Below are 22672 nucleotides of genomic sequence, written 5' to 3' on the forward strand. Positions count from 1 at the left end.
GGACGAGGTCGCTATGTCGCAGTCAATTACCCGCCAGAACTTTGATGAGTGGATGATCCCCGTTTATGCCCCGGCCGCGTTTATTCCGGTGCGGGCCGAGGGGTCCACGCTCTGGGATCAGGAAGGCAAAGAGTATATCGATTTCGCAGGCGGCATCGCGGTAAACGCACTCGGTCACGCGCACCCGAAACTGCGCCAGGCGCTGGAAACCCAGGCGGCGAAAATCTGGCATACCGGCAACGGGTATACCAACGAGCCGGTGCTGCGCCTCGCCAAGCGCCTGATTGACGCCACGTTCGCCGACCGCGTCTTTTTCTGTAACTCCGGCGCGGAAGCCAACGAAGCGGCGCTGAAGCTCGCCCGCAAATATGCCCACGACCACTATGGCGCGCAGAAAAGCGGCATCGTGGCGTTCAAAAACGCCTTCCACGGCCGCACGCTGTTTACCGTCTCGGCAGGTGGTCAGCCTGCGTATTCCCAGGATTTCGCGCCGCTGCCGCCGCAAATCAACCATGCCGTGTTTAACGATCTCAATTCCGCCGCGGCGATGATTAATGACGACACCTGCGCGGTGATTGTCGAGCCGGTGCAGGGCGAGGGCGGCGTGGTGCCTGCCACCAAAGCCTTCCTGCAAGGGTTGCGCGAGCTGTGCGATCGCCACAACGCGCTGCTGATTTTTGATGAAGTGCAGACCGGCGTGGGCCGCACCGGGCACCTCTACGCTTACATGCACTACGGCGTGACGCCGGATGTGCTGTCCACCGCGAAAGCGCTCGGCGGCGGCTTTCCGATTGGCGCGATGCTCACCACCGAGCGCTGCGCCGCGGTGATGGGGGTTGGCACCCACGGCACCACCTACGGCGGCAACCCGCTGGCGAGCGCGGTCGCAGGCGAAGTGCTGGATCTGGTGAATACGCCGGAGATGCTGGATGGCGTCAAAGCGCGTCACGACGCGCTTGTCGAGCAACTCAACGCCATGAACCAGCGCCTCGGGGTGTTTAAAGAGATCCGCGGCCTGGGGCTTTTGATAGGCTGTGTGCTGAGCGATGAATATGCGGGCAAGGCGAAGGCGATGTCGCTCGCCGCCGCGAAAGAAGGCGCGATGGTGCTGATTGCGGGCGCGAATGTGCTGCGCTTTGCGCCTGCGCTCAACATCAGCCATCAGGAGATTGAAACCGGGCTCGCCCGCGTGGCGCGCGCCTGTGAAAACTGGATTAAGGAGGGCGCATCATGATGGTGATTCGCCCTGTCGCGCATCAGGATGTCCCGGCGCTGCTCCGGCTCGCCGCGAAAACCGGCGGTGGGTTGACCTCGCTGCCGGTCGATGAAAAAACGCTCAGCGCCCGCGTCGAGCGATCCCTGCAAACCTGGCGCGGCGAACTGCCGCCAGGCGATCAGGGCTATGTCTTTGTATTGGAAGATACGCAAAGCCGCACGGTCGCCGGGATCTGCGCCATCGAAGTGGCCGTCGGGCTCAGCGAGCCCTGGTATAACTACCGCGTCGGCACGCTGGTGCACGCGTCGAAAGAGCTGAATGTCTACAACGCGCTGCCCACGCTCTTTCTCAGCAACGATCACACCGGCAGCAGTGAACTCTGCACGCTCTTTCTCGACCCTGACTGGCGTAAAAACGGCAACGGCTATCTGCTCTCCAAATCGCGTTTTATGTTTATGGCCGCGTTTCGCGAACGCTTTAATGAAAAAGTGGTGGCGGAGATGCGCGGGGTGATTGACGAGCACGGCTACTCGCCGTTCTGGGAAAGCCTCGGCCAGCGTTTCTTCTCTATGGAGTTTAGCCGCGCCGACTACCTGTGCGGCACCGGGCAGAAAGCGTTTATCGCCGAACTGATGCCGAAGCACCCCATCTACACCCAGTTTCTTTCCGAAGAGGCGCAGTCCGTCATCGGCCAGGTGCATAAAGACACGGCGCCCGCGCGCGCCGTGCTGGAGGCCGAAGGCTTTCGTTATCGCAATTATGTCGACATTTTCGACGGCGGGCCGACGCTGGAGTGCGATATCGACCGGGTGCGGGCTATCCGTAAAAGCCGCCTCGTGGAGGTCGCGGAAGGCCAGCCAGTCACCGACGACGAACTGCCCGCCTGTATGGTCGCCAACGAAAACTACGATAATTTCCGCGTGATGCTGATCCGCGCCAGACCGGACGCCGACAGGCTGATCTTGGATGCCGCCACGCTGGATGCCCTGCAATGTCGCCACGGCGATCGCGTACGCCTGGTGCGCCTGTGCCCTGAGGAGAAAAAAGTATGAGTTTATGGATCAACGGTGAGTGGACAACGGGGCAGGGCGAGGCGCTGGAAAAACGCGATCCGGTCGGCGGCGGCCTGCTCTGGCAGGGCCATGCGGCCGACGAGGCGCAGGTTATAAATGCCTGCGCCGCCGCCCGCGCGGCGTTCCCGGCCTGGGCGAAACGGCCTTTCGCCGATCGTCAGGCCATCGCCGAGAAATTCGCGGCGTTGCTGGAGGCGAATAAAACCGAACTGACGCGGATCATCGCGCTGGAAACCAGCAAACCGCGCTGGGAAGCGGCCACCGAAGTGACCGCGATGATCAATAAAGTGGGCATCTCGCTCAAAGCGTACCAGACCCGCACCGGCGAACAACACTCGCCGATGCCGGACGGCGCGGCCACGCTGCGCCACCGTCCGCACGGCGTGCTGGCGGTCTTCGGGCCGTATAACTTCCCGGGCCACCTGCCGAACGGCCATATCGTCCCGGCGTTACTGGCGGGCAACACCTTAGTGTTTAAACCGAGCGAGCTGACGCCGCACACCGGCGAGGCCGTGGTGAAACTCTGGGAGCAGGCGGGGCTGCCTGCGGGCGTGCTGAATCTGGTGCAGGGCGCGCGCGCGACCGGCCAGGCGCTCTCCGCCCAATCGGAACTCGATGGGCTGCTGTTTACCGGCAGCGCCAGCACCGGTTATCAGTTGCACCGTCAGCTCGCCGGTCAGCCAGAGAAGATCCTGGCGCTGGAGATGGGCGGCAATAACCCGCTGATTGTTGAAGATCCGGACGATATTGACGGCGCGGTGCACCTGGCGATTCAGTCGGCGTTTATCACCGCCGGACAGCGCTGCACCTGCGCGCGCCGCCTGCTGGTTAAACGGGGTGCTGCGGGCGACGCCTTCCTGGCGCGCCTGGTGGAGATCGCCGGACGTCTGCGCCCTGACCGCTGGGACGCCGAGCCGCAGCCGTTTATGGGCGGGCTTATCAGCGCGCAGGCGGCGGAGCGGGTGCTGGAAGCCTGGCAGGGGCATCTGGCGCGGGGCGGCAAGCCGCTGTTAACGCCAGCCCTGGCGCAGGCGGGCAGTTCGCTGCTCACGCCGGGCATTGTTGAGCTGACCGGCGTGGACGGCGTGCCGGATGAAGAAGTCTTCGGGCCGCTGCTGGGCGTCTGGCGTTATGACGATTTCGACGAGGCCATTACGCTTGCCAACGCCACCCGCTACGGGCTCTCCTGCGGGCTGATTTCGCCGGTGCGCGAAAAATTCGATCGGCTGCTGCTGGAAGCGCGCGCCGGTATTGTGAACTGGAACAAACCGCTGACCGGCGCGGCCAGCACTGCGCCGTTCGGCGGCGTCGGGGCGTCCGGCAACCATCGCCCGAGCGCCTGGTATGCGGCGGATTACTGCGCCTGGCCGATGGCCTCGCTGGAAAGCCCGACCTTCGCGCTGCCGCAGACGTTAAACCCTGGCCTCGATTTCAGTGGCAAGGAGCAGGCATGAAAGCACGTGAAGTCAACTTTGACGGGCTGGTGGGGCTGACTCACCATTACGCCGGGCTCTCTTTCGGCAACGAAGCGTCAACGAAGCACCGCTTTCAGGTGTCGAACCCGAAGCTTGCCGCGAAACAGGGGCTCGCGAAGATGAAAGCGCTGGCGGACGCCGGTTTCCCGCAGGCGGTGATCCCGCCGCAGGAGCGGCCGAATCTCGCGGCGCTGCGCCAGATTGGGTTTACCGGCAGCGATCACCAGGTGCTGGAGAAAGCCTGGCGCGCCGCGCCGCATCTGCTCTCCGCCGCCAGCTCCGCATCGTCGATGTGGGTGGCGAACGCCGCGACGGTCTGTCCTTCCGCCGACGCGCTGGACGGCAAAGTGCACCTGACGGTGGCGAACCTCAACAATAAATTCCACCGCGCCAGTGAAGCGCCCGGCACCGAACGGCTGCTACGGGCGATTTTCCGCGATGAATCCCGTTTTGCCGTCCATCCGGCGCTGCCGCAGGTGGCGATGTTCGGCGACGAAGGCGCGGCTAACCATAACCGGCTCGGCGGCGACTATGGCGAGCCGGGCCTGCAGCTTTTCATCTACGGGCGCGAAGAGAGCGGGGCGCTGGTGCCCGCCCGTTATCCGGCGCGCCAGACGCTGGAAGCCTCGCAGGCCGTGGCGCGGCTCAATCAGGTGGATCCGCAGCGCGTCATCTTCGCGCAGCAAAACCCGGCGGTGATCGATCAGGGCGTGTTTCATAACGATGTGATTGCCGTATCCAACCGGCAGGTGCTGTTCTGCCACGAACACGCGTTTTTACACCAGCATGCGCTCTTCGATGCGCTGGCTGAAAAAGTGCCGGGCTTTACGCCGCTGGTGGTGCCCGCAGGCGAGGTCTCGGTGCAGGACGCGGTGGAGACATACCTTTTCAACAGCCAGCTGCTGAGCCGCGACGACGGTTCCATGGTGCTGGTGCTGCCGGAAGAGTCGCGCCGCCACGAAGGCGTCTGGCGTTACCTGAATACGCTCGTGGCGGCGGATAACCCGATTAGCGAGCTGAAAATTTTTGATTTGCGCGAAAGTATGGCTAACGGCGGCGGCCCGGCTTGCCTGCGGCTGCGCGTGGTGCTGACCGACGACGAGCGCCAGGCGGTGAACCCGGCGGTGATGATGAATGACACGCTCTTTACGCGGCTTAACGCGTGGGTCGACAAACATTACCGCGACCGGTTGACGCAGGAAGACCTGGTCGACCCGCAGTTGTTGCGCGAGGGGCGCGAGGCGCTGGATGAACTGACGCGTCTGTTTTCGCTCGGCAATGTCTATCCGTTCCAGCAGTAAGGAGACGCCATGGACGATTTTATTGCACAGACGCTGCGCGGCGAGACGCCCGCGCTGACCACGCAACAACGCGGCGGCGTGACTATCGAGTGGCTGGATGAAGGCATTTTGCAGCTGACGCCTGCCAGAGATGTGCGCGGCGCGCTGGTGGTCAGCGCGGGCATCCACGGCAATGAAACCGCGCCGGTGGAGATGCTGGAGCAGTTACTGGCGCCGCTGCTGTGCGGTGAGCGGCCGCTCGCCTGGCGGCTGCTGGTGGTGCTGGGCAGTCCAGCGGCGTTGCGGGCCGGGCGACGGTTTATCGATTACGATCTCAACCGTCTGTTTGGCGGGCGCTGGCAGACCGCCACGCCGGGCGTCGAACCCGCACGCGCCGCGCGTCTCGAACAGGTGCTGGAGACCTTTTACGCGGCGGGCGATGAAACGGTGCGCTGGCATCTGGATCTGCATACCGCCATTCGCGGGTCACGCTTCCCGCGTTTTGGCGTACTGCCCGCGCGCACCACGGCGTGGCCAGAGGATTTTCTCGGCTGGCTTGGCGAAGCCGGGCTCCAGGCGCTGGTCTTTCACCGCGCGCCGGGCGGCACCTTTACCCACTTCTCGTGCGAGCGCTTTGGGGCGCTGAGCTGTACGCTGGAACTCGGCAAGGCGCTGCCGTTCGGCCACAACGATCTCAGCCAGTTTGCGCCAACGCAGCGGGCGCTGGCGGCGCTGCTTGACGGATCGACTGCGCCTGCCGGTACGGATGCGCCGCGACGCTTTGAAGTGGCGCAGCAAATCACCCGGCGCAGCGAGCGCTTTGTGTTGCATATGTCGGGCGATACCGAAAATTTCACCGCCTTTAGCGCGGGCACGCTGCTGGCGGAAGATGGCGATGAGCGTTATTACGCGCAGAACGATGAGCGGGTGTTGTTTCCGAATCCGTCCGTCGCGCTGGGTTTACGCGCCGGATTAATGCTCCGGGAAATAAAATAACGGGCGGCCCCAGGCGGGCCGTGAAAATAATGCGGATAATTCTGAAGGGGCGCTTTATTTTGCAGCGCCGCGCCTTTATACTGCGCTCACACTCTCTTCACAATCAAGCGGTTGTGATATTTTAAAATCTTTCTCCTCTCTTTTTCCTTATTTTCTCCATAATCGCACAATTATTGTTTTTTATGCTTTCACTGTTTTACTCAGACTCTGACTGATTGACGAATCTGCCCGTAGAATTAATCTCGTCAAGGCGACAATCTGTTGCTGAATTAACTGAAAGTAAGGACAACATTATGCGTAAATTAACGGCTATCTTCGTTGCTTCTACCCTGGCGCTTGGCGCAGCTAACCTGGCACAAGCGGCGGAGACCCCGGCGCCTGACGCGAACGGCACGCCAATGATGCACCATAAAGGTCCGCGCGGCCCGCATCACGATATGATGTTCCAGGGGCTGAACCTGACCGATGCGCAGAAGCAGCAAATTCGCGACATCCGTAAAGCCCAGCGCGAAAAATTTGAGCGTCCGTCTCTGGAAGAGCGCCGCGCGATGCACGATCTGATTGCCAGCGACAGCTTCGATAAAGACAAAGCGCAGGCCCAGATCGACAAAATGGAAGCGCAGCATAAAGCCCGTATGCTGGCGCACATCGAAACCCAGAACAAAATCTATAACGTACTGACCCCGGAGCAGAAAAAGCAGTTTAATGCCAATTTTGAGAAGCGTCTGACAGAACGTCCGGCTCCGGAAGGTAAAATGCCAGCAGATTCAGAATAATTCTGACCCTGCTTAAGACCGCCGGTTTTGGCCAGTGCCCTTTGATGGCGCTGGCCAGGGCCGGCGGTTTTTCTTTTCTCGCCCCTCTTGCCACGTAATTTCTGTTGGTTATCATTCTCGTTGCCGCATCGCGGCTGCTTTTGCCTGCGTATCGTTAACACGTCGCGACCGCCATCCACTGACGTGCCGATCGCAAGGCAATAACATGTATAACGATAATTTTTCGCCGCAGCACGTCTGCGGCGATTTGCGCACGATGCGTTTTTCAGGAGTGGGGATGGAATTTTTCGACGTCAAAAAAATGCCGGTGAACCTGTGGCGTAACGGCGCAGGCGAAACCCGTGAGATCTGTTGTTTTCCGCCAAGCCGGGATTTTAACTGGCGCGCCAGCATTGCTTCTTTCGCCAGCAATGGCGACTTTAACGTTGTACCGCAGGTAGATCGCGTGATGACGCTACTCGATGGCGGCGAAGTCACGCTACTGAGCGGCGGCGCGTTTCGCCACACCTTAAAGCGTCATCAGCCGTTTACGTTCGCGGGCGAGCACCCGGTGCGCGCGGAGCTGACCGACGGGCGTATGTCGCTGGATTTCAACCTGATGACCCGCCGCGACCGGTGCCGCGCGCAGGTACGCGTCGCCGATCGCACGTTTACGACCGGTCATGCGCGGGGCGGCATTGTCTATGTCTTAAGCGGCGCCTGGCAGCTTAACGATAAACTGCTGACGGCAGAGCAAGGCGCCTGGTGGCAGGAGGGGAGTCATACCCTTCGGCTACTGAAAGCCGAAGGGCAGGTGCTGTTCAGCGAGATAACTTATCTCTGAGGCGCCTGCGCGCCGATGTCGATGATTTCATGCTCGCCGCTGATAAGCGGCTTGCACAGAATGCGATAGCCGTCGTTATCAAAGCCCTGCGGCGCACGGGAGATCGTCGCCGCGTCGCTCAGTGACGACACGGAACCCAGCCAGTACCAGTTATGGATGATATGGTACTGGGTCATCTCGCCGAAGCTTTCCCGCAACCCGACCGGGCCGTCCCACGGCCAGCAGATAACCCGCATCCGCTCCAGCGCGTCCATCAGGCGCGCGTTGTGCGCCTCAAGCGGCTCTTTGCCGCAGCAGGCCCCGGCGCAGCGTTTCAGCGCCGAACGGAAACAGGCGCGCCCAGGGCGCACCGACTCCAGCCCCAGCAGGCCGTAGCAGAGCTGCTGTTCGTCGGCGATGGATTGCAGCGTGCCGAGCGCTGCGCGGCGGCTCGAAAAAAGCCCATACAGGCCCGGCTGGTGCGAGAAATCGACATCGCGCGCGTAAACCACTTCTGGCTTTTCGCCTTTGAACTGGAGTGAACAGAGCTGGCGGTTACGGCGCAGGCGCTTGTTGAACAGCGGCTGCTGCTCTTTGATCATTTGCGCTTCTAACAGCAGCGCGCCGATTTCGCCCGCGGTGCGGATAAACGTGATGCGCCGCGACTGGCGCAGCATGGAGGCTTCATCCGGGGTACGCAGGTGCGACAGCACCCGGCTGCGAATATTGACGCTCTTGCCGATATAAAGCGGCATGGTTTCGCTTTCGCCATGAAAAACATAGACGCCGGGGTGCTTCGGCAGATCTTCAAGCCACGGACGCAGATGTTCGGGATATTCGTAAATTGCCGCTTTTTCAAACTCCAGCCGCGGCGCGCCAGTACGCCTTACCACATCACTCTCCTGAATACTGTTTACTTATCCAGTCTATCAGGGAATGTGTGGTTGAAAAAGCGTCATTTTCAGTTCAGGTTGCGGGTGGCGAGCCAGCAGAGCAGCGAACCTGCCACGACCATCGCCACGCCCTGCCAGAAAGGCAGGCCTGGCGTCAGGCCCAGCCACAGGCTCGCCAGCAGCGCCGAGAGCACCGGCGTGAAGTAAGAGGCGGTGGCGAGCAGCGTCATATTGCCGTGCTGAATACTGTAGTTCCAGGCGGCATAAGCGGTGGCGGTGGAAAGCCCCATAAAGAGCAGCTGCGCGACGGCGGGAACGGAAATTTGGATCGATGGCTGCGGCGCAAGGCAGTATTGCAGCCACAGGACGGCGGCCGTGGCGCAGAAAAAGAGCGCCACGCCGTTCTGGCCGTTGCTCCAGCGGCGCGTCAGGTTGCAGTACAGCGCCCAGACGACGGCGGCGCAGAACGCGAGCGCATAAGCAACCGGGTTATCCTGCATGTTGAGCCAGAGCTGCGCGGGCGACCAGTCGCCGTCGCCCTTCAGCACCTGGAACACGCCTGCGACCGCGAGCAGCAGGCCCGGCCACAGCCAGAGGCGGCAGCGCTGGCCGTTGATAAGCACCGCCAGCAGCACCGTCAGGCTCGGCCAGAGGTAGTTAATCATCCCAAGCTCCAGCGACTGCGCGCGGGTGTGCGCAAGCCCAATCGCCAGCGCGAGGCATATTTCATAGCCAACGAACAGTAATCCGCCGGTCAGGAGATAGCGGCGCGGTAAGCGGCCAGGGTGAATAAGGCCCGGCGACACCATCAGACACAGCGAACTGACGGTATAAATCAGCGCTGCGCCGCCCACCGGGCCGAACGCCTCGCTGATACTGCGAAACAGACCGACAGAGGTACTCCAGAGCAGAATGGCCAGCAGGCCCGGCAGCGTGGCGCGCTGCGTTGAAACAGACATACGTCATCCGTGAGAAAAGGCTATAGCGCGAAACGTAACAACGAACGGGGCGATACTCCCCGGTCAGGCCGGGGAGCGTGCCGCAACGCGATTATTGTTTCCAGAAGTCGTCGAAAACGGTGATCGGCGGGCGACGTTTGTGCTCGGTTTTCACGTACCAGCCATCAATAATCTGGCTGATTTTCTCATCGAGCGGTTTGCCTTCCAGATAATCATCGATGTTGTCATACGTGACGCCCAGCGCCACTTCGTCCGGCAGGGACGGGCGATCATCTTCGAGATCGGCGGTCGGCACTTTAAGATAGAGGTGCTCCGGGCAGCCGAGGGTTTTCAGCAGCAGTTTGCCCTGACGTTTGTTGAGGCGGAACAGCGGGTTAATGTCGGTGCCGCCATCGCCATACTTGGTGTAAAAACCGGTGACGGCTTCGGCCGCATGGTCGGTGCCCACCACCACGCCTTTGGTCATCCCGGCGATGCTGTACTGCGCTTTCATACGCTCGCGCGCTTTTTCATTGCCGCGGACAAAATCGCTCAGCTCAATGCCCGCTTCGCGCAGCGCTTTTTCGCTCGCCAGTACCGCTTCTTTAATGTTCACCGTCAGGACTTTATCCGGCTGAATAAACGCCAGCGCGTCCTGACAATCTTTTTCGTCAAACTGTACGCCGAACGGCAGGCGCACCGCGATAAACTGGTAGCTCTGATCGCCGGTTTCATCGCGCAGTTCGCTGATGGCAAGCTGGCTCAGTTTGCCCGCGAGCGTGGAATCCTGGCCGCCGCTGATGCCGAGCACCAGGGTTTTCAGAAACGGATAGGTCTTGAGATAGGCTTTGAGGAAATCAACGCTGCGGCGGATCTCTTCATTGGCGTCGATATGCGGTTTCACACCAAGTGCCTGAATAATTTCTTGTTGTAATGCCATTTACCCCTCCAGTCTTGTGCGCCTGCAACGTGCAGGCATTGAAACAGTGATCTGTTAAAGCTAACCCGTTGTGGGCAAAACGACAAGGTGTCACCCTTCTGTGCGGCGCCAGACCCTTTTGCGACATCAGGTCTGGCTGAGGGAATACTCTTAATTTGGCGCTCTTTCAGGTAACAAGTTGAAAAATGTTATTTTATATTCCAGGCTTATCTGCACACGCTGAAAAAAAAGAGGATGACACAATGAACAAGAAGTTTGCAGGATTTCTGAGTGCAGCGGCTGTTATGACCATGCTGGCAGGGTGTACCGCGTACGATCGTACCGCCGATCAGTTTACCCAGCCGGTGGTGAAAGATGTGAAAAAAGGCATGAGCCGTCAGCAGGTCATGCAGATCGCGGGTAAACCGTCTTCTGAAGTGACCATGATCCACGCTCGTGGTACCTGCCAGACCTATATCCTGGGCAGCCGTAACGGCAAAACCGAAACCTATTTCGTCGCGCTGGATGAAACGGGCCACGTGCTGAACTCCGGCTACCAGACCTGTGCCGAGTACGATACCGACCCGCAGGCGCCGAAAAAATAATAGCGCTGTTGTCAGAAAAACCGGCTCCGGCCGGTTTTTTTACGTCTGCGTGTTGCGAGATGCGCGCCGGCAAATAAAAAACGCCGCGGTAAGCGGCGTTTTGGTGTGGCGCAGGCGGCGGTTATGCCGGGATGGACGCCACTTTCGGCGTACGCGCCCAGACGCGGTGGCAGGCGAGCTGGTGGATGAAATCATCCATAAAGCTGCCTGAGGCGTCGTCGGCTTCGACAATCCCTTCTTCACCCGTGTCTGGCACCGCCAGTCGGCTTTTAAGCCCGCGCGCGTCGCCCATCAGGCCGATCGCTTTCAGGTGTTTATACGCCTCCAGCAGGTAATAGACCGCATCGCCGTTATCGGCAAGCGCGCTCGCGGCGCCGCCCGGCACCAGCACGGCGTCAACCGTCACCGACGGCGATCCGGCGAACGTGCCCGCCACTTCCAGTTGCGAGCCATCATCCGCCGTCACGCTGCCCATGCGGCTGTACAGCAATTTGGCATGTACACCGTGCGATTTCAGCGCCTGCAGCATGGCGAGAAGATCGGCGGATTTCACATGGTCGTTAAGCAGTACGGCGACCACACGGCCTTTTACGGAGCCGCCAGGTACGGCATACAGGCTCAGCGACGGATCTTTCTTCAGCCCGTTGACGTCCTTCGGCGGGGCCACGTGCATCTGCTCGTCAGTCAGCGTAATACCAAGATTAGTGGCCACCGGATGCGCCAGCGAAATATCGATATGGCAGAGGTGATCCACCACGCGCTCGCGGATATAACTGCGCACCACTTTACTGAGCTCGAAGCTGAACGCATCGATGATATGACGTTGCTCCACCGGCGTCTGGCTCTGCCAGAACAGGCGCGGCTGGGAGTAATATTCGCCAAACGACGGGCTGCGCTCGCGGATCTTGTGGCCTTCAACGCGCACCTGATGGCTTTCAAACCCACCGGCTTTCGGCGCAGGCGGCGTTTCGCGCGGCCAGTTGTCATTAATCGAGTTCGGCTCGTAGTTGGCCGGATTGGTGTCGATATCCATGCGGTGCATGCCGTCGCGCTGGAAATTATGGTACGGGCAGGTCGGGCGGTTAATCGGGATCTCGTGGAAGTTCGGCCCGCCGAGACGGCTTATCTGGGTGTCGGTGTAGGAGAAGAGACGCCCCTGGAGCAGCGGGTCATTACTGAAATCCAGCCCCGGCACAATATGACCCGGATGGAACGCCGCCTGTTCGTTTTCGGCGAAGAAGTTATCCGGATTGCGGTTCAGCACCATTTTGCCGACGAGTTGTACTGGCACCAGTTCTTCCGGGATGAGCTTCGTCGCATCAAGCAGATCGAAATCGAATTTAAATTCGTCTTCTTCGGGGATCAGCTGCACGCCGAGCTCATATTCCGGGTAATCGCCCGCTTCGATGGCCTCCCAGAGATCGCGGCGGTGGAAATCCGGATCGCGCCCGGTCAGCTTCTGCGATTCATCCCAGATAAGCGACGCTTTGCCCGCCACCGGTTTCCAGTGAAAGCGCACAAAGGTGCCTTTGCCTTCGGCGTTGATAAAGCGGAAGGTATGGATACCAAAGCCTTCCATGGTGCGGTAGCTGCGCGGAATGCCGCGGTCGGACATCGCCCACATGACGTTGTGCAGCGTTTCCGGCTGAAGCGACACGTAATCCCAGAAGGTATCGTGCGCGCTCTGGCCCTGCGGAATAGCCCAGTGCGGCTCCGGCTTAACGGCATGGACGAAATCCGGGAATTTATGGGCGTCCTGAATGAAAAACACCGGCGTATTGTTGCCGACCAGATCAAAAATCCCTTCTTCGGTATAAAACTTGGTGGCGAAGCCGCGAATATCGCGCACCGTGTCCGCCGACCCGGCGCTGCCCTGCACGGTCGAGAAACGCACAAAAACCGGCGTGATTTTCTGCGGGTCGCTTAAGAACGCGGCTTTGGTGATATCGCTCAGGCTTTTGTACGGCTGAAAGTAACCGTGGGCGGCAGAGCCGCGCGCGTGCACGATGCGCTCAGGAATGCGTTCATGATCAAAGTGGGTGATTTTTTCCCGCAGGATAAAATCTTCCAGCAGCGTCGGGCCGCGGGTGCCAGCGCGGAGCGAGTTCTGATCGTCAGCGATGCGCACGCCCTGGTTGGTCGTCAGCGCCTCGTTCTCACCACCTTTACGGAAGGTGTCCAGCGCGCCGAGTTTATCGTTCGTCACCTGCGGCGCCTTCAGGCTGCCGGGCGCGGTCGGTTGCTCGCCCGGCGGGGTTGGCGCCGGGGAAGGACGGTGGGAGCCATCGGCAGGCGCCAGCGATCCCATGCCCGGCTGGGATGAGCGCGCGTCGTGGAACGGGGCTTCATGGTTAGAGCGTTTCTCATCATTCGACATTGAACTCGTCTCCTTTCCTTTTTCTAAAGCAGTCGGATGGCTGCATGAAATGTAAGGTAACTATAGAACAGCACTGAAGTTCTTGTGGAAAAGGCGACGGCGTAAAAAGCGGCAAATGAACGGCACAGCGCACGCATGATGCGACGCAAGGCCGTCCGATCCGCTATCATAGTGGTTTATCTTTTGTTTACAGCCAGTGAATCCGACGCTTATGAAACCACTTCGTCATCAGAATCGTCCCGTTATCAGCTATGTTCCACGTGTGGAGCCGGCCCCGCCGGATCATGCGGATCGCATGGAGGGGTTTGACGATGTCTGGGTGCTGAAGGGCAAATATGTGGCGTTTGTGATGTCCGGGGATCGTTTTCGCCGCTCGCCCGTCTTCAGCAGCCCGGAAGCCGCCCAGCGCTGGGCCAACCAGCTTAAGCAGGATGAGATATAGGGCAGGGTTTATCACCCGTTCAGGCAGCGGCTGTCGTGCCGCTCGCCGACTGTCATCCACGAAGCCCGCTGATGCGGGTTTTTATTTGCCTTAGAGACGCACTTGTGCACTGTGCGGCAGTGCGTTAAAATGGTCGGGAAAGGAAACAGGGAGGTATCAATGGAATGCAGAAGCATATCGGCAGTTTTCGTGACGCCTGGCTGGCGGCGTTTTTCATCTATTCGACGCCGCATCGCAACATCCCGGCGGAGATGCATACCACACTGGCGCGCAAGCTCGACATCATCAACGCAGCAACGTCTTACCGCGATCTCCGCTCACCGCCAGGCAACCGCTTTGAAGCGCTGAACGGCAAATTGCACGGGTATTCATCCATTCGGGTCAACCATCACTACCGCCTGATTTTCAGATGGGTGGAAGGCAAAGCGGAAGATCTTTATTTAGATCCGCATGATTACTGATTGCGGCGTGCCGCGACGTTAAGGAAATGAACATGAAACAGGCAACCAGAAAGCCCACGACGCCCGGCGAGATCCTCGTGTACGAATACCTGGAGCCGCTCGGCCTTAAAATCAACGAGGTGGCGGAGATGCTTTGCGTTCATCGTAATAGCGTGAGCGCGCTGGTGAACAATAACCGCAAACTCACCACAGATATGGCGTTTCGTCTGGCCAAAGCGTTTGGAACCTCGGTTGATTTCTGGCTTAACCTGCAGGCGGCTGTCGATCTGTGGGAGGTGGAGAATGATATGCGCATTCAGGAAGCGTTCAGCCGCATCGTACCCGCCGCGGAGTTTATCGCCCGGCGCGACGCGCAAAAGAAAGAGGTCGCCTGAAATAACAAAGCCCGCCGGATGGTGGGCTTTGTCGTCTGTGCGGCCGACGGAACGCCGCAAAAAGAAAACCCCGGCGCGCAGGCCGGGGTTTTTAGGTATAACTTTTATGCGATTAACGGTGCGCCAGTTCGGCCTCGTCATCGCTGTTCATGATAGTTTTATCCGTCTGCTTCAGCCACTGGCTGGTCAGCGTACCGGCGGTCATGGAGCCGCTGACGTTCAGCGCGGTACGGCCCATATCGATCAGCGGTTCGACGGAAATCAGCAGCGCCACCAGCGTGACCGGCAGGCCCATCGCTGGCAGGACGATAAGCGCGGCGAAGGTCGCGCCGCCGCCCACGCCCGCCACACCGGCGGAGCTTAAGGTCACGATGCCGACGAGGGTGGCTATCCACACCGGGTCGAGCGGGTTAATGCCGACAGTCGGCGCGACCATGACCGCGAGCATTGTCGGGTAGAGACCCGCGCAGCCGTTCTGGCCGATCGTCGCCCCAAAGGAGGCCGCGAAAGAGGCGATAGACTCCGGCACGCCCAGACGACGCGTCTGCGCTTCCACATTCAGCGGAATGCTGGCGGCGCTGGAGCGGCTGGTGAAAGCGAATGTCAGTACCGGCCACACTTTGCGGAAGTAACGCAGCGGGCTGACGCCGTTCACGGCCAGCAGCACGCCATGCACCACGAACATAATGCCGAGGCCCAGATACGAGGCGACCACAAAGCTGCCGAGCTTAATGATGTCCTGCAGGTTAGAGCCGGCGACCACTTTGGTCATCAGCGCCAGTACGCCGTACGGCGTCAGCTGCATCACCAGACGCACCAGCTTCATCACCCAGCTTTGCAGGATATCGATAGCGGCCAGTACGCGCTCACCCTTCGGCGCGTCGTCTTTCAGCAGTTTCAGCGCCGCCACGCCCAGGAACGCCGCGAAAATCACCACGCTGATGATAGAGGTTGGGCTCGCGCCGGTCAGATCGGCGAACGGGTTCTTCGGTATGAAGGAGAGCAGCAGCTGCGGTACGGTCAGATCGGCGACTTTACCGGCGTAGTTAGTCTGAATAGCGTTAAGACGCGCGGTTTCCGCGCTGCCCTGCACCAGACCTTCCGCCGTCAGGCCGAAGAGGTTGGTCACCAGCACGCCAACCAGCGCCGCGATAAGCGTGGTGAACAGCAGGGTGCCGATGGTCAGCACGCTGATTTTACCCAGCGACGAGGCGTTATGCAGACGCGCCACGGCGCTCAGGATCATCGCGAACACCAGCGGCATGACGATCATCTGCAGCAGTTGCACATAGCCGTTACCGACAATGTTGAACCACTGGATGGAGGTTTTCAGCGTCTCGCTGTCAGAGCCATAAATGGTATGCAGCGCGAGGCCGAAGACCACGCCCATGGCGAGACCGAGTAATACTTTTTTTGCCAGGCTCCACTGGGTATGGCGCGTGCGCGCCAGCAACAGCAGCAGAACCACGAACGCGACAACGTTCGCTATCAGTGGAAGATTCATCCCCGTTCTCCTGATTTTTTTATAACCGGCATGGCCGAAATGGCATGCCTTTATGCCGCAAAGGGTATCAGAATCAAAAGAGGGTGCCTTATATCCAAATGGAATGGTTTATATCAAAACGCAATTTCAGTGTATTTACTGCTCCATCTGGTGATGAATGAAGCGATTAAAGGTGTTTTGCAGGGAATTAATGGCAGCGGACGACCATTTCATCGCGCTGCTGTCGGTCATGCTTTGCGGCATCCATACCGCCCAGACAAACAGCGCCATGCACAATACGCGCTCAAGCTGGTTGCCTTTTTGCGGATAGAGGAGCGGCAGACGGAAGCGCCAGCGACAGGGCCACAGCAGCGGCACGCCAGCGGGGGTTATCATATCGGCGAGAATATGGCTGAGATAGCCGAGCACCAGCCCTTGCAGCGCATCGGCAGGTAATATCCAGGTTTCAGGCACTTTTAACAGAAAGAGGGTCAGGCCGCCGAAGACCGCGAGCAGACTGTGCGTAAAGCCCCGGTGACCAAACATGCGCGCCACGGGTTTTGAGATCCACTTTAGCCGTTGGCCGAGGAAAGACTTCGGATGATCGATATCCGGCAGCAGGCAGGTGAGAATGGCGGAGGGAACAATATGCCACCAGTCGCCCTGCGCCAGCACAGGGGTCAGCTCGGCATTTTTAGCAAATACCGCGCAGGCAATCGAAAAAAGGAGGTGGCCTTCCGCCGTCATGATAAAACCCTGAAACTGTCAATCTATCCAGTATAGGGTTTTTATACAGTAGAGAAAAGTGGTGACGGTGTAACACTTTGTCACCGCAGCCCCCGTGACGCCTCGCTTTGCGGTTATCGGGCGAGCCAGCCGCCATCCACCGCCAGGGTGTAGCCGTTAACGTAATCCGACGCCGCCGAAGCGAGAAAAATGACGGGCCCCTGTAAATCTTCCGGCGTTCCCCAGCGGCCCGCCGGAATACGCGCAAGGATTTCCTCATTGCGGTCAGCGTCTTCGCGTAGCGCCTGCGTGTTATTGGTCGCCATATAGCCCGGCGCGATGCCGTTGACGTTAATGCCGTACGGCGCCCATTCGTTGGCCAGCAGGCGGGTCAGGCCCAGCACGCCGCTTTTCGAAGCGGTGTAAGAGGGGACGCGAATCCCGCCCTGAAAAGAGAGCATCGAGGCGACGTTAATGATTTTCCCGCCGCTGCCCTGGGCGATGAACTGTCTGGCGACGGCCTGAGAAAGGAAAAACAGGGCCTTGAGGTTGAGATCCATCACCTCGTCCCAGTCTTTTTCGCTGAAATCGATGGCGTCGTCGCGCCGAATGATCCCGGCGTTATTCACCAGAATATCGAGGCGGCCCAGCACATCGACGGCCTCTGTGACGAGCGGCTGTACCGGCGCCGTAGCCAAATCGGCTTCGATGGCGACAAAACGGCGGCCCAGCGCGTGAACTTTGGCGGCGGTTTCCCGCGCCGGGCGGCGGCTGACGCCAGCGATATCGCACCCGGCAGCGGCGAGTCCGAGCGCCATGCCCTGTCCCAGCCCGGTATTGCACCCGGTCACCATCGCCACTTTTCCGGCAAGCGAAAATGTATCCAGCATGTTCCGTTCCTCTTTGGCTCATCATTGCGGCGCAGGGAAATTCCCTTTCGCATTCAGAGCAATGATAGGAGTCGCCAGAAGAAAAGACAAAGCCAAATGAAACTGTGTTTTAAAAATATGACGGCGGGCATTTTTTTGCGGAAAAGAAAAGCAAAAACCGCTGCCGGACGGGCAGCGGTAGAAAGGGAACTCAGCCTTTCAGATGCCAGGGCTCCAGCTCGGTCAGCGAGTTCAGCCGGACGTTGGCGAGCGCCCAGCGCGCATCGCTGCGGTTCTCTTCGGCCGGGACCACAATAGAGCGCATACGCGCCGCTTTGGTGGCGACCATGCCGTTCACGGAGTCTTCCAGCGTCACGCAGCAGAGCGGATCGACCCCAAGTTTCGCCGCCGCATCCAGATAGACCTGCGGGTGCGGCTTGCTGTAAGGCAGGTGTTCGGCAGAGGCAAGCACGTCAAACTGGTCGCGCAGATCAAACAACGCCAGCACACGCTCCAGCATCCGCAGCGGCGAGGCGGAAGCGAGGCCGACTTTCAGCCCCTGCGCTTTACAGAGCGCAATCGCGTCTGCCACGCCTGGCAGCAACGGGCGTTGTTCTTCCACCAGCGTCATGGCGCGGGTAATAATGCGCTGCGTCACTTCATCCACCGACGGGCCGTTCCACGGCTGCTGCGCGAACCACAGCGCCACGACCAGATCGATGCGCAGCCCCAGCGTGTCAGGAAGTTCGTGGCGGCGGGAGGTATCGACCCCGAGCGTTGCGATTACTTCAAGCTCTGCCTGGTCCCAGAGCGGTTCAGAGTCAATCAGTAAACCATCCATATCAAAAATAGCGGCGAGGATCTGTCGCGGCGAAGACATCGTCTGTCACTCCTTCTTTTTACGCGGGAAAGGTTAATCAATAGCCGGAAAAGCGCGTTATGGCTACCGCTTTCCGTGCATGTGCCGGAAAGTTCAGGCGAAAAGACGCGCCACAAGGTAAACTTAGGCGAATCTGTCGCGTCGCTATCAAGGGGAAAGCATGACGTATCAACAAGCTGGACGCATTGGTGTCTTAAAACGCATCGCCGGATGGGTGATTTTTATTCCTGCCACGCTCTCCACGATTATCTCGGTGCTGAAATTCATGTATCAGCACAGCGAAAAGCAGCCGGGCATTAACGCCGTGATGATGGATTTCGCCCACGTGATGATTGAGATGGTGCGCTTTAACACGCCGTTCCTGAATCTCTTCTGGTACAACTCGCCGCAACCCGATTTCACGCGTCACGCCAATATCAGCTTCTGGATTATCTATATTCTGATTTTTGTCGGTCTGGCGTTACAGGCCTCCGGCGCGCGGATGTGCCGCCAGGCGCGTTTTCTGCGCGAGCATGTCGAGGATAGCCTGATCCTTGAGCGCGCCAAAGGCGAAGAGGGACTGACCCGCGACGCACTGGAGTCGCGCATCGTGGTGCCGCGCCATACCATTTTCCTGCAAATCTTCCCGCTGTACGTCCTGCCGGTGATTGTGCTGGTGCTGGGCTACGTGTTCTTCTCCCTGCTCGGGTTTCTGTAAACGCGAAACGCGCGCGCTGCGGCGCGCCTTTATCAGATGCCCAGAACGCGGGTTAACGCCTGCTGCGCGGCCACCAGGTGCTGGCCGCCGAAAAGCGTCGCGCGGTTTAAGAGCGTATAGAGCTGATAGAGCGGCTGGCGTTCAAGAAAGCCCGCGGGCAGCGGCAGTACCGACTGATAGCCGTCGTAAATCTGCGTCGGCTGTTCCGGATGCAGCGGCAGCATCGCCAGATCGCATTCGCGGTCGCCCCAGTAGCAGGCCGGGTCGAAAATATACGGCCCGTTCGGCCCCAGCGCGCAGTTGCCGGACCACAAATCGCCGTGCAGCAACGAGGGCGCGGGCTGGTGCGAGACCAGTTGCTGATGTACGGCGTCGACTATCCGGTCGATATCGCCAAACTCCATGCCTTTTTCCGCAGCCAGCTCCAGCTGCCAGCCGATGCGCTGCTCGGCAAAAAAGCTTGCCCAGCGCCGCTGCCAGGCGTTGGGCTGCGGCGTCGTGGAGAGATGGTTGTCGTAATCAAGACCGTACTGCGGCTGCTCGCTCCACTGGTGCAGGCGCGCCAGCTGTTGGCCCAGCAGAAAGGCGTTATGCGCGTCGAGCGGTTTCGGCGGCAGGTACTCCAGCAGAAGGAAGCTGTATTCGCGGTCGCTGCCGACGGCGATAACGTCCGGCACCGTGACCGTTTTACTGCGCGCCAGCAGGTTGAGCTGATCGGCTTCGGCGGTGAAGCAGGGCAGCAGCGTGGAATCATCGCATTTCACGAAGATGTCGCGCCCGGCCCAGTCGATTCGCCATGCGGCGTGAATTTCACCGCCTGGCAGTTCGGTTCGCTGGCTGATTTCACCGGCGCCCAGCTGTTCGTTTAACAAACGCGTAATGGCATGCCACATGATTACTCTCCCAGGTTTCCCGTAAAGAATGTCAGCTTAACGCGCCCGCGCGGGTGAAAATCTGCGCGGACGCACAACCTGCCGTGCGCGGGTAGCGCTAAACGGCGTCGTTATCGCGCAGCCAGGCGTCAAACGTGGTGACGTTGACCTGCGGCTTCTGGTCAAGCGCCGCTTCGCCAAGCCCTTCGGCCAGTTCAGCGACTTCTTGCTCGCTGAGTGCGCTGACCAGCCCGAAGGTATTGGTGCCCAGCTCGTGAATTTTGCCGTCGTCGTCGGCAAGCGTGAGCTGGAAACCGCCGCGGGTCAGATGATTATTAAGCTCGTTAATATCGGTCAGGTTTTTCTCATGAAACGTAACGGTGACGACATAGCGGGTCACTTCACTCATGGCGAACCTCATTGTCAGCAATAAAATGCCAGCCCGGAGGGGCTGGCCGGAAAGTTAGCGTGTCAGCCAGTGATAGATGCGATCGGTGTTTTCCAGCGAGCAGAGCCGCGTGCCCTGGTTGATAGTAGCGGCGCTACCGGCGGCCACGCCGTAACGCACCATATCGAGCAGCGGGGCGTCCTGCGCCAGACGCAGCGTCATAGCGCCAACCATACTGTCGCCCGCGCCGACGGTGCTCTGGCTTTTCATCGGCGGCGGCACGACCTGCACGCAGTCCTGACCATCAACGCCGAGCGCGCCCTGCGGGCCCAGCGAGACGACAACGCGGCGGGCTTTGCCTGACTGCACCAGTTCTTGCGCCGCCTGGCGCACGTCATCCGGCGCGGTCAGATCGCGTTTCACCAGCGCCGCCAGCTCTTTCTGGTTGGGTTTGACCAGTTCGATATCGCCAATCTCCAGCGCGGCGGCGAGCGCGTCGCCGGAGCTGTCGACAATCAGCCGAATCCCCTGCTGACGGGCGGCTTTAATAAGTTGCTGGAGTTTTTCAATGCTGACGCCGGGCGGCAGGCTGCCGCTGATTACCAGGATAGCGCCCGATTCAATCGCCAGCACTTTCTCTTCAAGCTGGCGGAATTCGTCGTCGGTTATGGTGGCGCCGGGCATCACGAAGCGGTACTGCTCGCCGCTCGACTCGACATGCACATGGAGATTCTGACGCGTCCAGTCCTGGGCGGAAACCGTCTCCACGGCGACGTGTTCATCATTAAGCAGCGAAACCAGATGCTCGCCGGTCGCGCCGCCTGCGGGGAAGAGGGCGGTCGCGGCGCCGCCCAGATGGACAATCGCGCGCGCGACATTAATGCCGCCGCCGCCGGGTTCGAACACCGGCGAGCTGCAGCGTAGTTTCCCTTCCGGGTAGATTTGCGGCGTCATTGTGGCGCTGTCGAGCGAGGGCGCCAGTGTAAGCGTATAAATCCGTACCATATCGCCTCCGTTTTTTAAACTGCCCTAAGCGTAGCACCCGACAGCCAGACGGTGGGTGAATAATGTGCGGATTTTACCTTGTACCCTATATAAATCGGATGCCTGTTCTATATATAAAAAAGTTTATTTTTAAGAGTCCGCTTATTCTTAAATGTCGAAAGGAATTCATTGCTAAGCCAGAAGGCTCTTTTTATAATTCGTTACCTTTCTGTGGGCGGATTTTATTGATCCAGAGAAAAAGTTACGGGACCGTAATGGTCCTTTTTTTTGTTGTATGGACCTGAAAATCAACATGAAGCTTTTTAAGACAGTACCCCTGGCAATGCTGCTGGCGGGTGGCGCGCTGCTGAGCCAGCACGCGATGGCTGATAATACCGTTTTTACTGTCATGGACGATCCTTCCACCGCGAAAAAACCGTTTGAAGGTAATTTAAACGCGGGTTACCTGGCACAAACCGGCAACACCAAAAGTTCTTCCTTAACGGCTGACAGCAACCTGACCTGGTATGGCAACACCACCGCCTGGTCGCTGTGGGGCAACGCCAGCAACACCTCTTCTAATGACGAGCGCTCTTCTGAGAAATATGCCCTTGGCGGACGTAGCCGTGTGAACGTGACCGATTATGACTATCTGTTTGGCCAGGCAAGCTGGCTGACGGACCGTTATAACGGCTACCGCGAGCGCGACATCCTGACAATGGGTTATGGTCGTCAGTTCCTGAACGGGCCGGTACACAGCCTGCGTTTTGAATTCGGTCCGGGTGTGCGTTACGACGAGTACACCAACGGCGACACCAAAACCCAGGCCCTGGGTTATGCTTCCGGCATCTACGCCTGGCAGCTGACGGATAACACCAAATTCACCCAGGGCGTTTCCGTGTTCGGCGCTGACGATACCACCGTTAACTCCGAAACCGCGCTGGACGTGGCTATCAACGAGCATTTCGGCCTGAAAGTCGCGTATAACGTGACCTGGAACTCCAGCCCGCCATCGAGCGCGCCGGATCATACCGACACCCGCACCTCGGTGACGCTGGGTTACCGTATGTAAACCATGCTTACCACGCATGATAAAGGCTGGCGCTGCCAGCCTTTTTAGTTTTTATTGCGAGGTTTACCGTGGGG

The 22672-nt window shown here is 59.5% G+C and carries 24 protein-coding genes; 13 read left to right on the top strand and 11 right to left on the bottom strand.

The window, feature by feature from the left end:
- Positions 1-13: 13 nt before the first annotated feature.
- From astC to ves, 7 genes are all read left to right on the top strand, one after another.
- Positions 14-1234, top strand: a complete 1221-nt coding sequence (astC, locus tag AACV31_RS08930) for a succinylornithine/acetylornithine transaminase (protein ID WP_165153682.1) — start codon at positions 14-16, stop codon at positions 1232-1234.
- Positions 1231-2268: an arginine N-succinyltransferase gene (astA, locus tag AACV31_RS08935; protein WP_015740975.1), complete on the top strand. Its 1038-nt coding sequence runs from the start codon at positions 1231-1233 to the stop codon at positions 2266-2268. The genes astC and astA overlap by 4 nt, the downstream gene beginning before the upstream one ends.
- Entirely contained in the window at positions 2265-3743 is a 1479-nt protein-coding gene (gene astD, locus AACV31_RS08940; protein ID WP_105596600.1) for a succinylglutamate-semialdehyde dehydrogenase, read from the top strand. Before astA ends, astD begins: the two co-directional genes overlap by 4 nt.
- Entirely contained in the window at positions 3740-5065 is a 1326-nt protein-coding gene (gene astB / locus AACV31_RS08945; RefSeq protein ID WP_075199045.1) for an N-succinylarginine dihydrolase, read from the top strand. The genes astD and astB overlap by 4 nt, the downstream gene beginning before the upstream one ends.
- 9 nt (positions 5066-5074) lie before the next feature.
- Positions 5075-6040 (top strand): succinylglutamate desuccinylase, encoded by a 966-nt coding sequence (gene astE / locus AACV31_RS08950; protein ID WP_165153683.1) that lies wholly within the window; start codon positions 5075-5077, stop codon positions 6038-6040.
- A 293-nt stretch (positions 6041-6333) separates the two neighbouring features.
- Positions 6334-6816, top strand: coding sequence for an ATP-independent periplasmic protein-refolding chaperone Spy (gene spy, locus AACV31_RS08955; RefSeq protein ID WP_007760355.1), 483 nt, complete (start codon positions 6334-6336; stop codon positions 6814-6816).
- Positions 6817-7093: 277 nt separating this feature from the next.
- Positions 7094-7639, top strand: coding sequence for an environmental stress-induced protein Ves (gene ves / locus AACV31_RS08960; RefSeq protein ID WP_041924149.1), 546 nt, complete (start codon positions 7094-7096; stop codon positions 7637-7639).
- Here the strand turns inward: ves and cho are convergent.
- The 3 genes from cho to nadE form a co-directional block, all read right to left on the bottom strand.
- Positions 7630-8511, bottom strand: coding sequence for an excinuclease Cho (cho, locus tag AACV31_RS08965; protein WP_007760357.1), 882 nt, complete (start codon positions 8509-8511; stop codon positions 7630-7632). The genes ves and cho overlap by 10 nt on opposite strands.
- A gap of 68 nt (positions 8512-8579) precedes the next feature.
- Positions 8580-9470, bottom strand: coding sequence for an aromatic amino acid DMT transporter YddG (gene yddG / locus AACV31_RS08970; protein ID WP_165153684.1), 891 nt, complete (start codon positions 9468-9470; stop codon positions 8580-8582).
- Positions 9471-9561: 91 nt separating this feature from the next.
- Entirely contained in the window at positions 9562-10389 is an 828-nt protein-coding gene (gene nadE, locus AACV31_RS08975) for an ammonia-dependent NAD(+) synthetase (protein ID WP_007760359.1), read from the bottom strand.
- A 242-nt stretch (positions 10390-10631) separates the two neighbouring features.
- On the opposite strand from nadE, the gene osmE reads away from it, so the two are divergent.
- Positions 10632-10973 carry an osmotically-inducible lipoprotein OsmE gene (osmE, locus tag AACV31_RS08980; RefSeq protein WP_015740984.1) on the top strand — a complete coding sequence of 114 codons (342 nt, stop codon included), beginning with the start codon at positions 10632-10634 and terminating at the stop codon, positions 10971-10973.
- 121 nt (positions 10974-11094) lie between these two features.
- Here the strand turns inward: osmE and katE are convergent, their stop codons facing one another.
- Positions 11095-13350: a catalase HPII gene (gene katE / locus AACV31_RS08985; protein WP_165153685.1), complete on the bottom strand. Its 2256-nt coding sequence runs from the start codon at positions 13348-13350 to the stop codon at positions 11095-11097.
- Between the two features lie 196 nt (positions 13351-13546).
- Here katE and cedA point away from each other — a divergent pair, with 196 nt between their 5' ends.
- From cedA to AACV31_RS09000, 3 genes are all read left to right on the top strand, one after another.
- Complete coding sequence (cedA, locus tag AACV31_RS08990; protein WP_255491226.1) at positions 13547-13792, top strand: cell division activator CedA; 246 nt, start codon at positions 13547-13549, stop codon at positions 13790-13792.
- Positions 13793-13956: 164 nt separating this feature from the next.
- Positions 13957-14253: a type II toxin-antitoxin system RelE/ParE family toxin gene (locus tag AACV31_RS08995; RefSeq protein WP_161588960.1), complete on the top strand. Its 297-nt coding sequence runs from the start codon at positions 13957-13959 to the stop codon at positions 14251-14253.
- Between the two features lie 32 nt (positions 14254-14285).
- Positions 14286-14627: a HigA family addiction module antitoxin gene (locus AACV31_RS09000; protein ID WP_007760385.1), complete on the top strand. Its 342-nt coding sequence runs from the start codon at positions 14286-14288 to the stop codon at positions 14625-14627.
- A 112-nt stretch (positions 14628-14739) separates the two neighbouring features.
- Here the strand turns inward: AACV31_RS09000 and AACV31_RS09005 are convergent, their stop codons facing one another.
- The 4 genes from AACV31_RS09005 to hxpB all read right to left on the bottom strand — a co-directional run bounded on the left by AACV31_RS09005 (position 14740) and on the right by hxpB (position 18585).
- Positions 14740-16131 carry an L-cystine transporter gene (locus tag AACV31_RS09005; RefSeq protein WP_007760387.1) on the bottom strand — a complete coding sequence of 464 codons (1392 nt, stop codon included), beginning with the start codon at positions 16129-16131 and terminating at the stop codon, positions 14740-14742.
- A gap of 135 nt (positions 16132-16266) precedes the next feature.
- On the bottom strand, positions 16267-16857 hold the full coding sequence (locus AACV31_RS09010; protein ID WP_007696709.1) for a metal-dependent hydrolase: 591 nt from the start codon (positions 16855-16857) through the stop codon (positions 16267-16269).
- A gap of 113 nt (positions 16858-16970) precedes the next feature.
- Positions 16971-17726, bottom strand: coding sequence for a 2-dehydro-3-deoxy-D-gluconate 5-dehydrogenase KduD (kduD, locus tag AACV31_RS09015; RefSeq protein ID WP_165153686.1), 756 nt, complete (start codon positions 17724-17726; stop codon positions 16971-16973).
- 190 nt (positions 17727-17916) lie between these two features.
- Positions 17917-18585 (bottom strand): hexitol phosphatase HxpB, encoded by a 669-nt coding sequence (hxpB, locus tag AACV31_RS09020; RefSeq protein ID WP_007760389.1) that lies wholly within the window; start codon positions 18583-18585, stop codon positions 17917-17919.
- Between the two features lie 160 nt (positions 18586-18745).
- On the opposite strand from hxpB, the gene AACV31_RS09025 reads away from it, so the two are divergent.
- Positions 18746-19282, top strand: coding sequence for a YniB family protein (locus tag AACV31_RS09025; RefSeq protein ID WP_075199038.1), 537 nt, complete (start codon positions 18746-18748; stop codon positions 19280-19282).
- Positions 19283-19314: 32 nt separating this feature from the next.
- On the opposite strand, the gene AACV31_RS09030 is transcribed toward AACV31_RS09025, so the two are convergent.
- The 3 genes from AACV31_RS09030 to pfkB form a co-directional block, all read right to left on the bottom strand.
- Positions 19315-20175 (bottom strand): fructosamine kinase family protein, encoded by an 861-nt coding sequence (locus AACV31_RS09030; RefSeq protein ID WP_007760392.1) that lies wholly within the window; start codon positions 20173-20175, stop codon positions 19315-19317.
- 97 nt (positions 20176-20272) lie between these two features.
- Entirely contained in the window at positions 20273-20563 is a 291-nt protein-coding gene (ghoS, locus tag AACV31_RS09035; RefSeq protein ID WP_007760404.1) for a type V toxin-antitoxin system endoribonuclease antitoxin GhoS, read from the bottom strand.
- 54 nt (positions 20564-20617) lie between these two features.
- Positions 20618-21547, bottom strand: a complete 930-nt coding sequence (gene pfkB / locus AACV31_RS09040; RefSeq protein WP_165153687.1) for a 6-phosphofructokinase II — start codon at positions 21545-21547, stop codon at positions 20618-20620.
- A 292-nt stretch (positions 21548-21839) separates the two neighbouring features.
- Here pfkB and AACV31_RS09045 point away from each other — a divergent pair, with 292 nt between their 5' ends.
- On the top strand, positions 21840-22598 hold the full coding sequence (locus AACV31_RS09045; RefSeq protein ID WP_032807331.1) for a DUF481 domain-containing protein: 759 nt from the start codon (positions 21840-21842) through the stop codon (positions 22596-22598).
- Positions 22599-22672: the final 74 nt, after the last annotated feature.

Source organism: Cronobacter sp. EKM101R, from assembly GCF_963888145.1.
Lineage (GTDB): Bacteria > Pseudomonadota > Gammaproteobacteria > Enterobacterales > Enterobacteriaceae > Cronobacter > Cronobacter turicensis.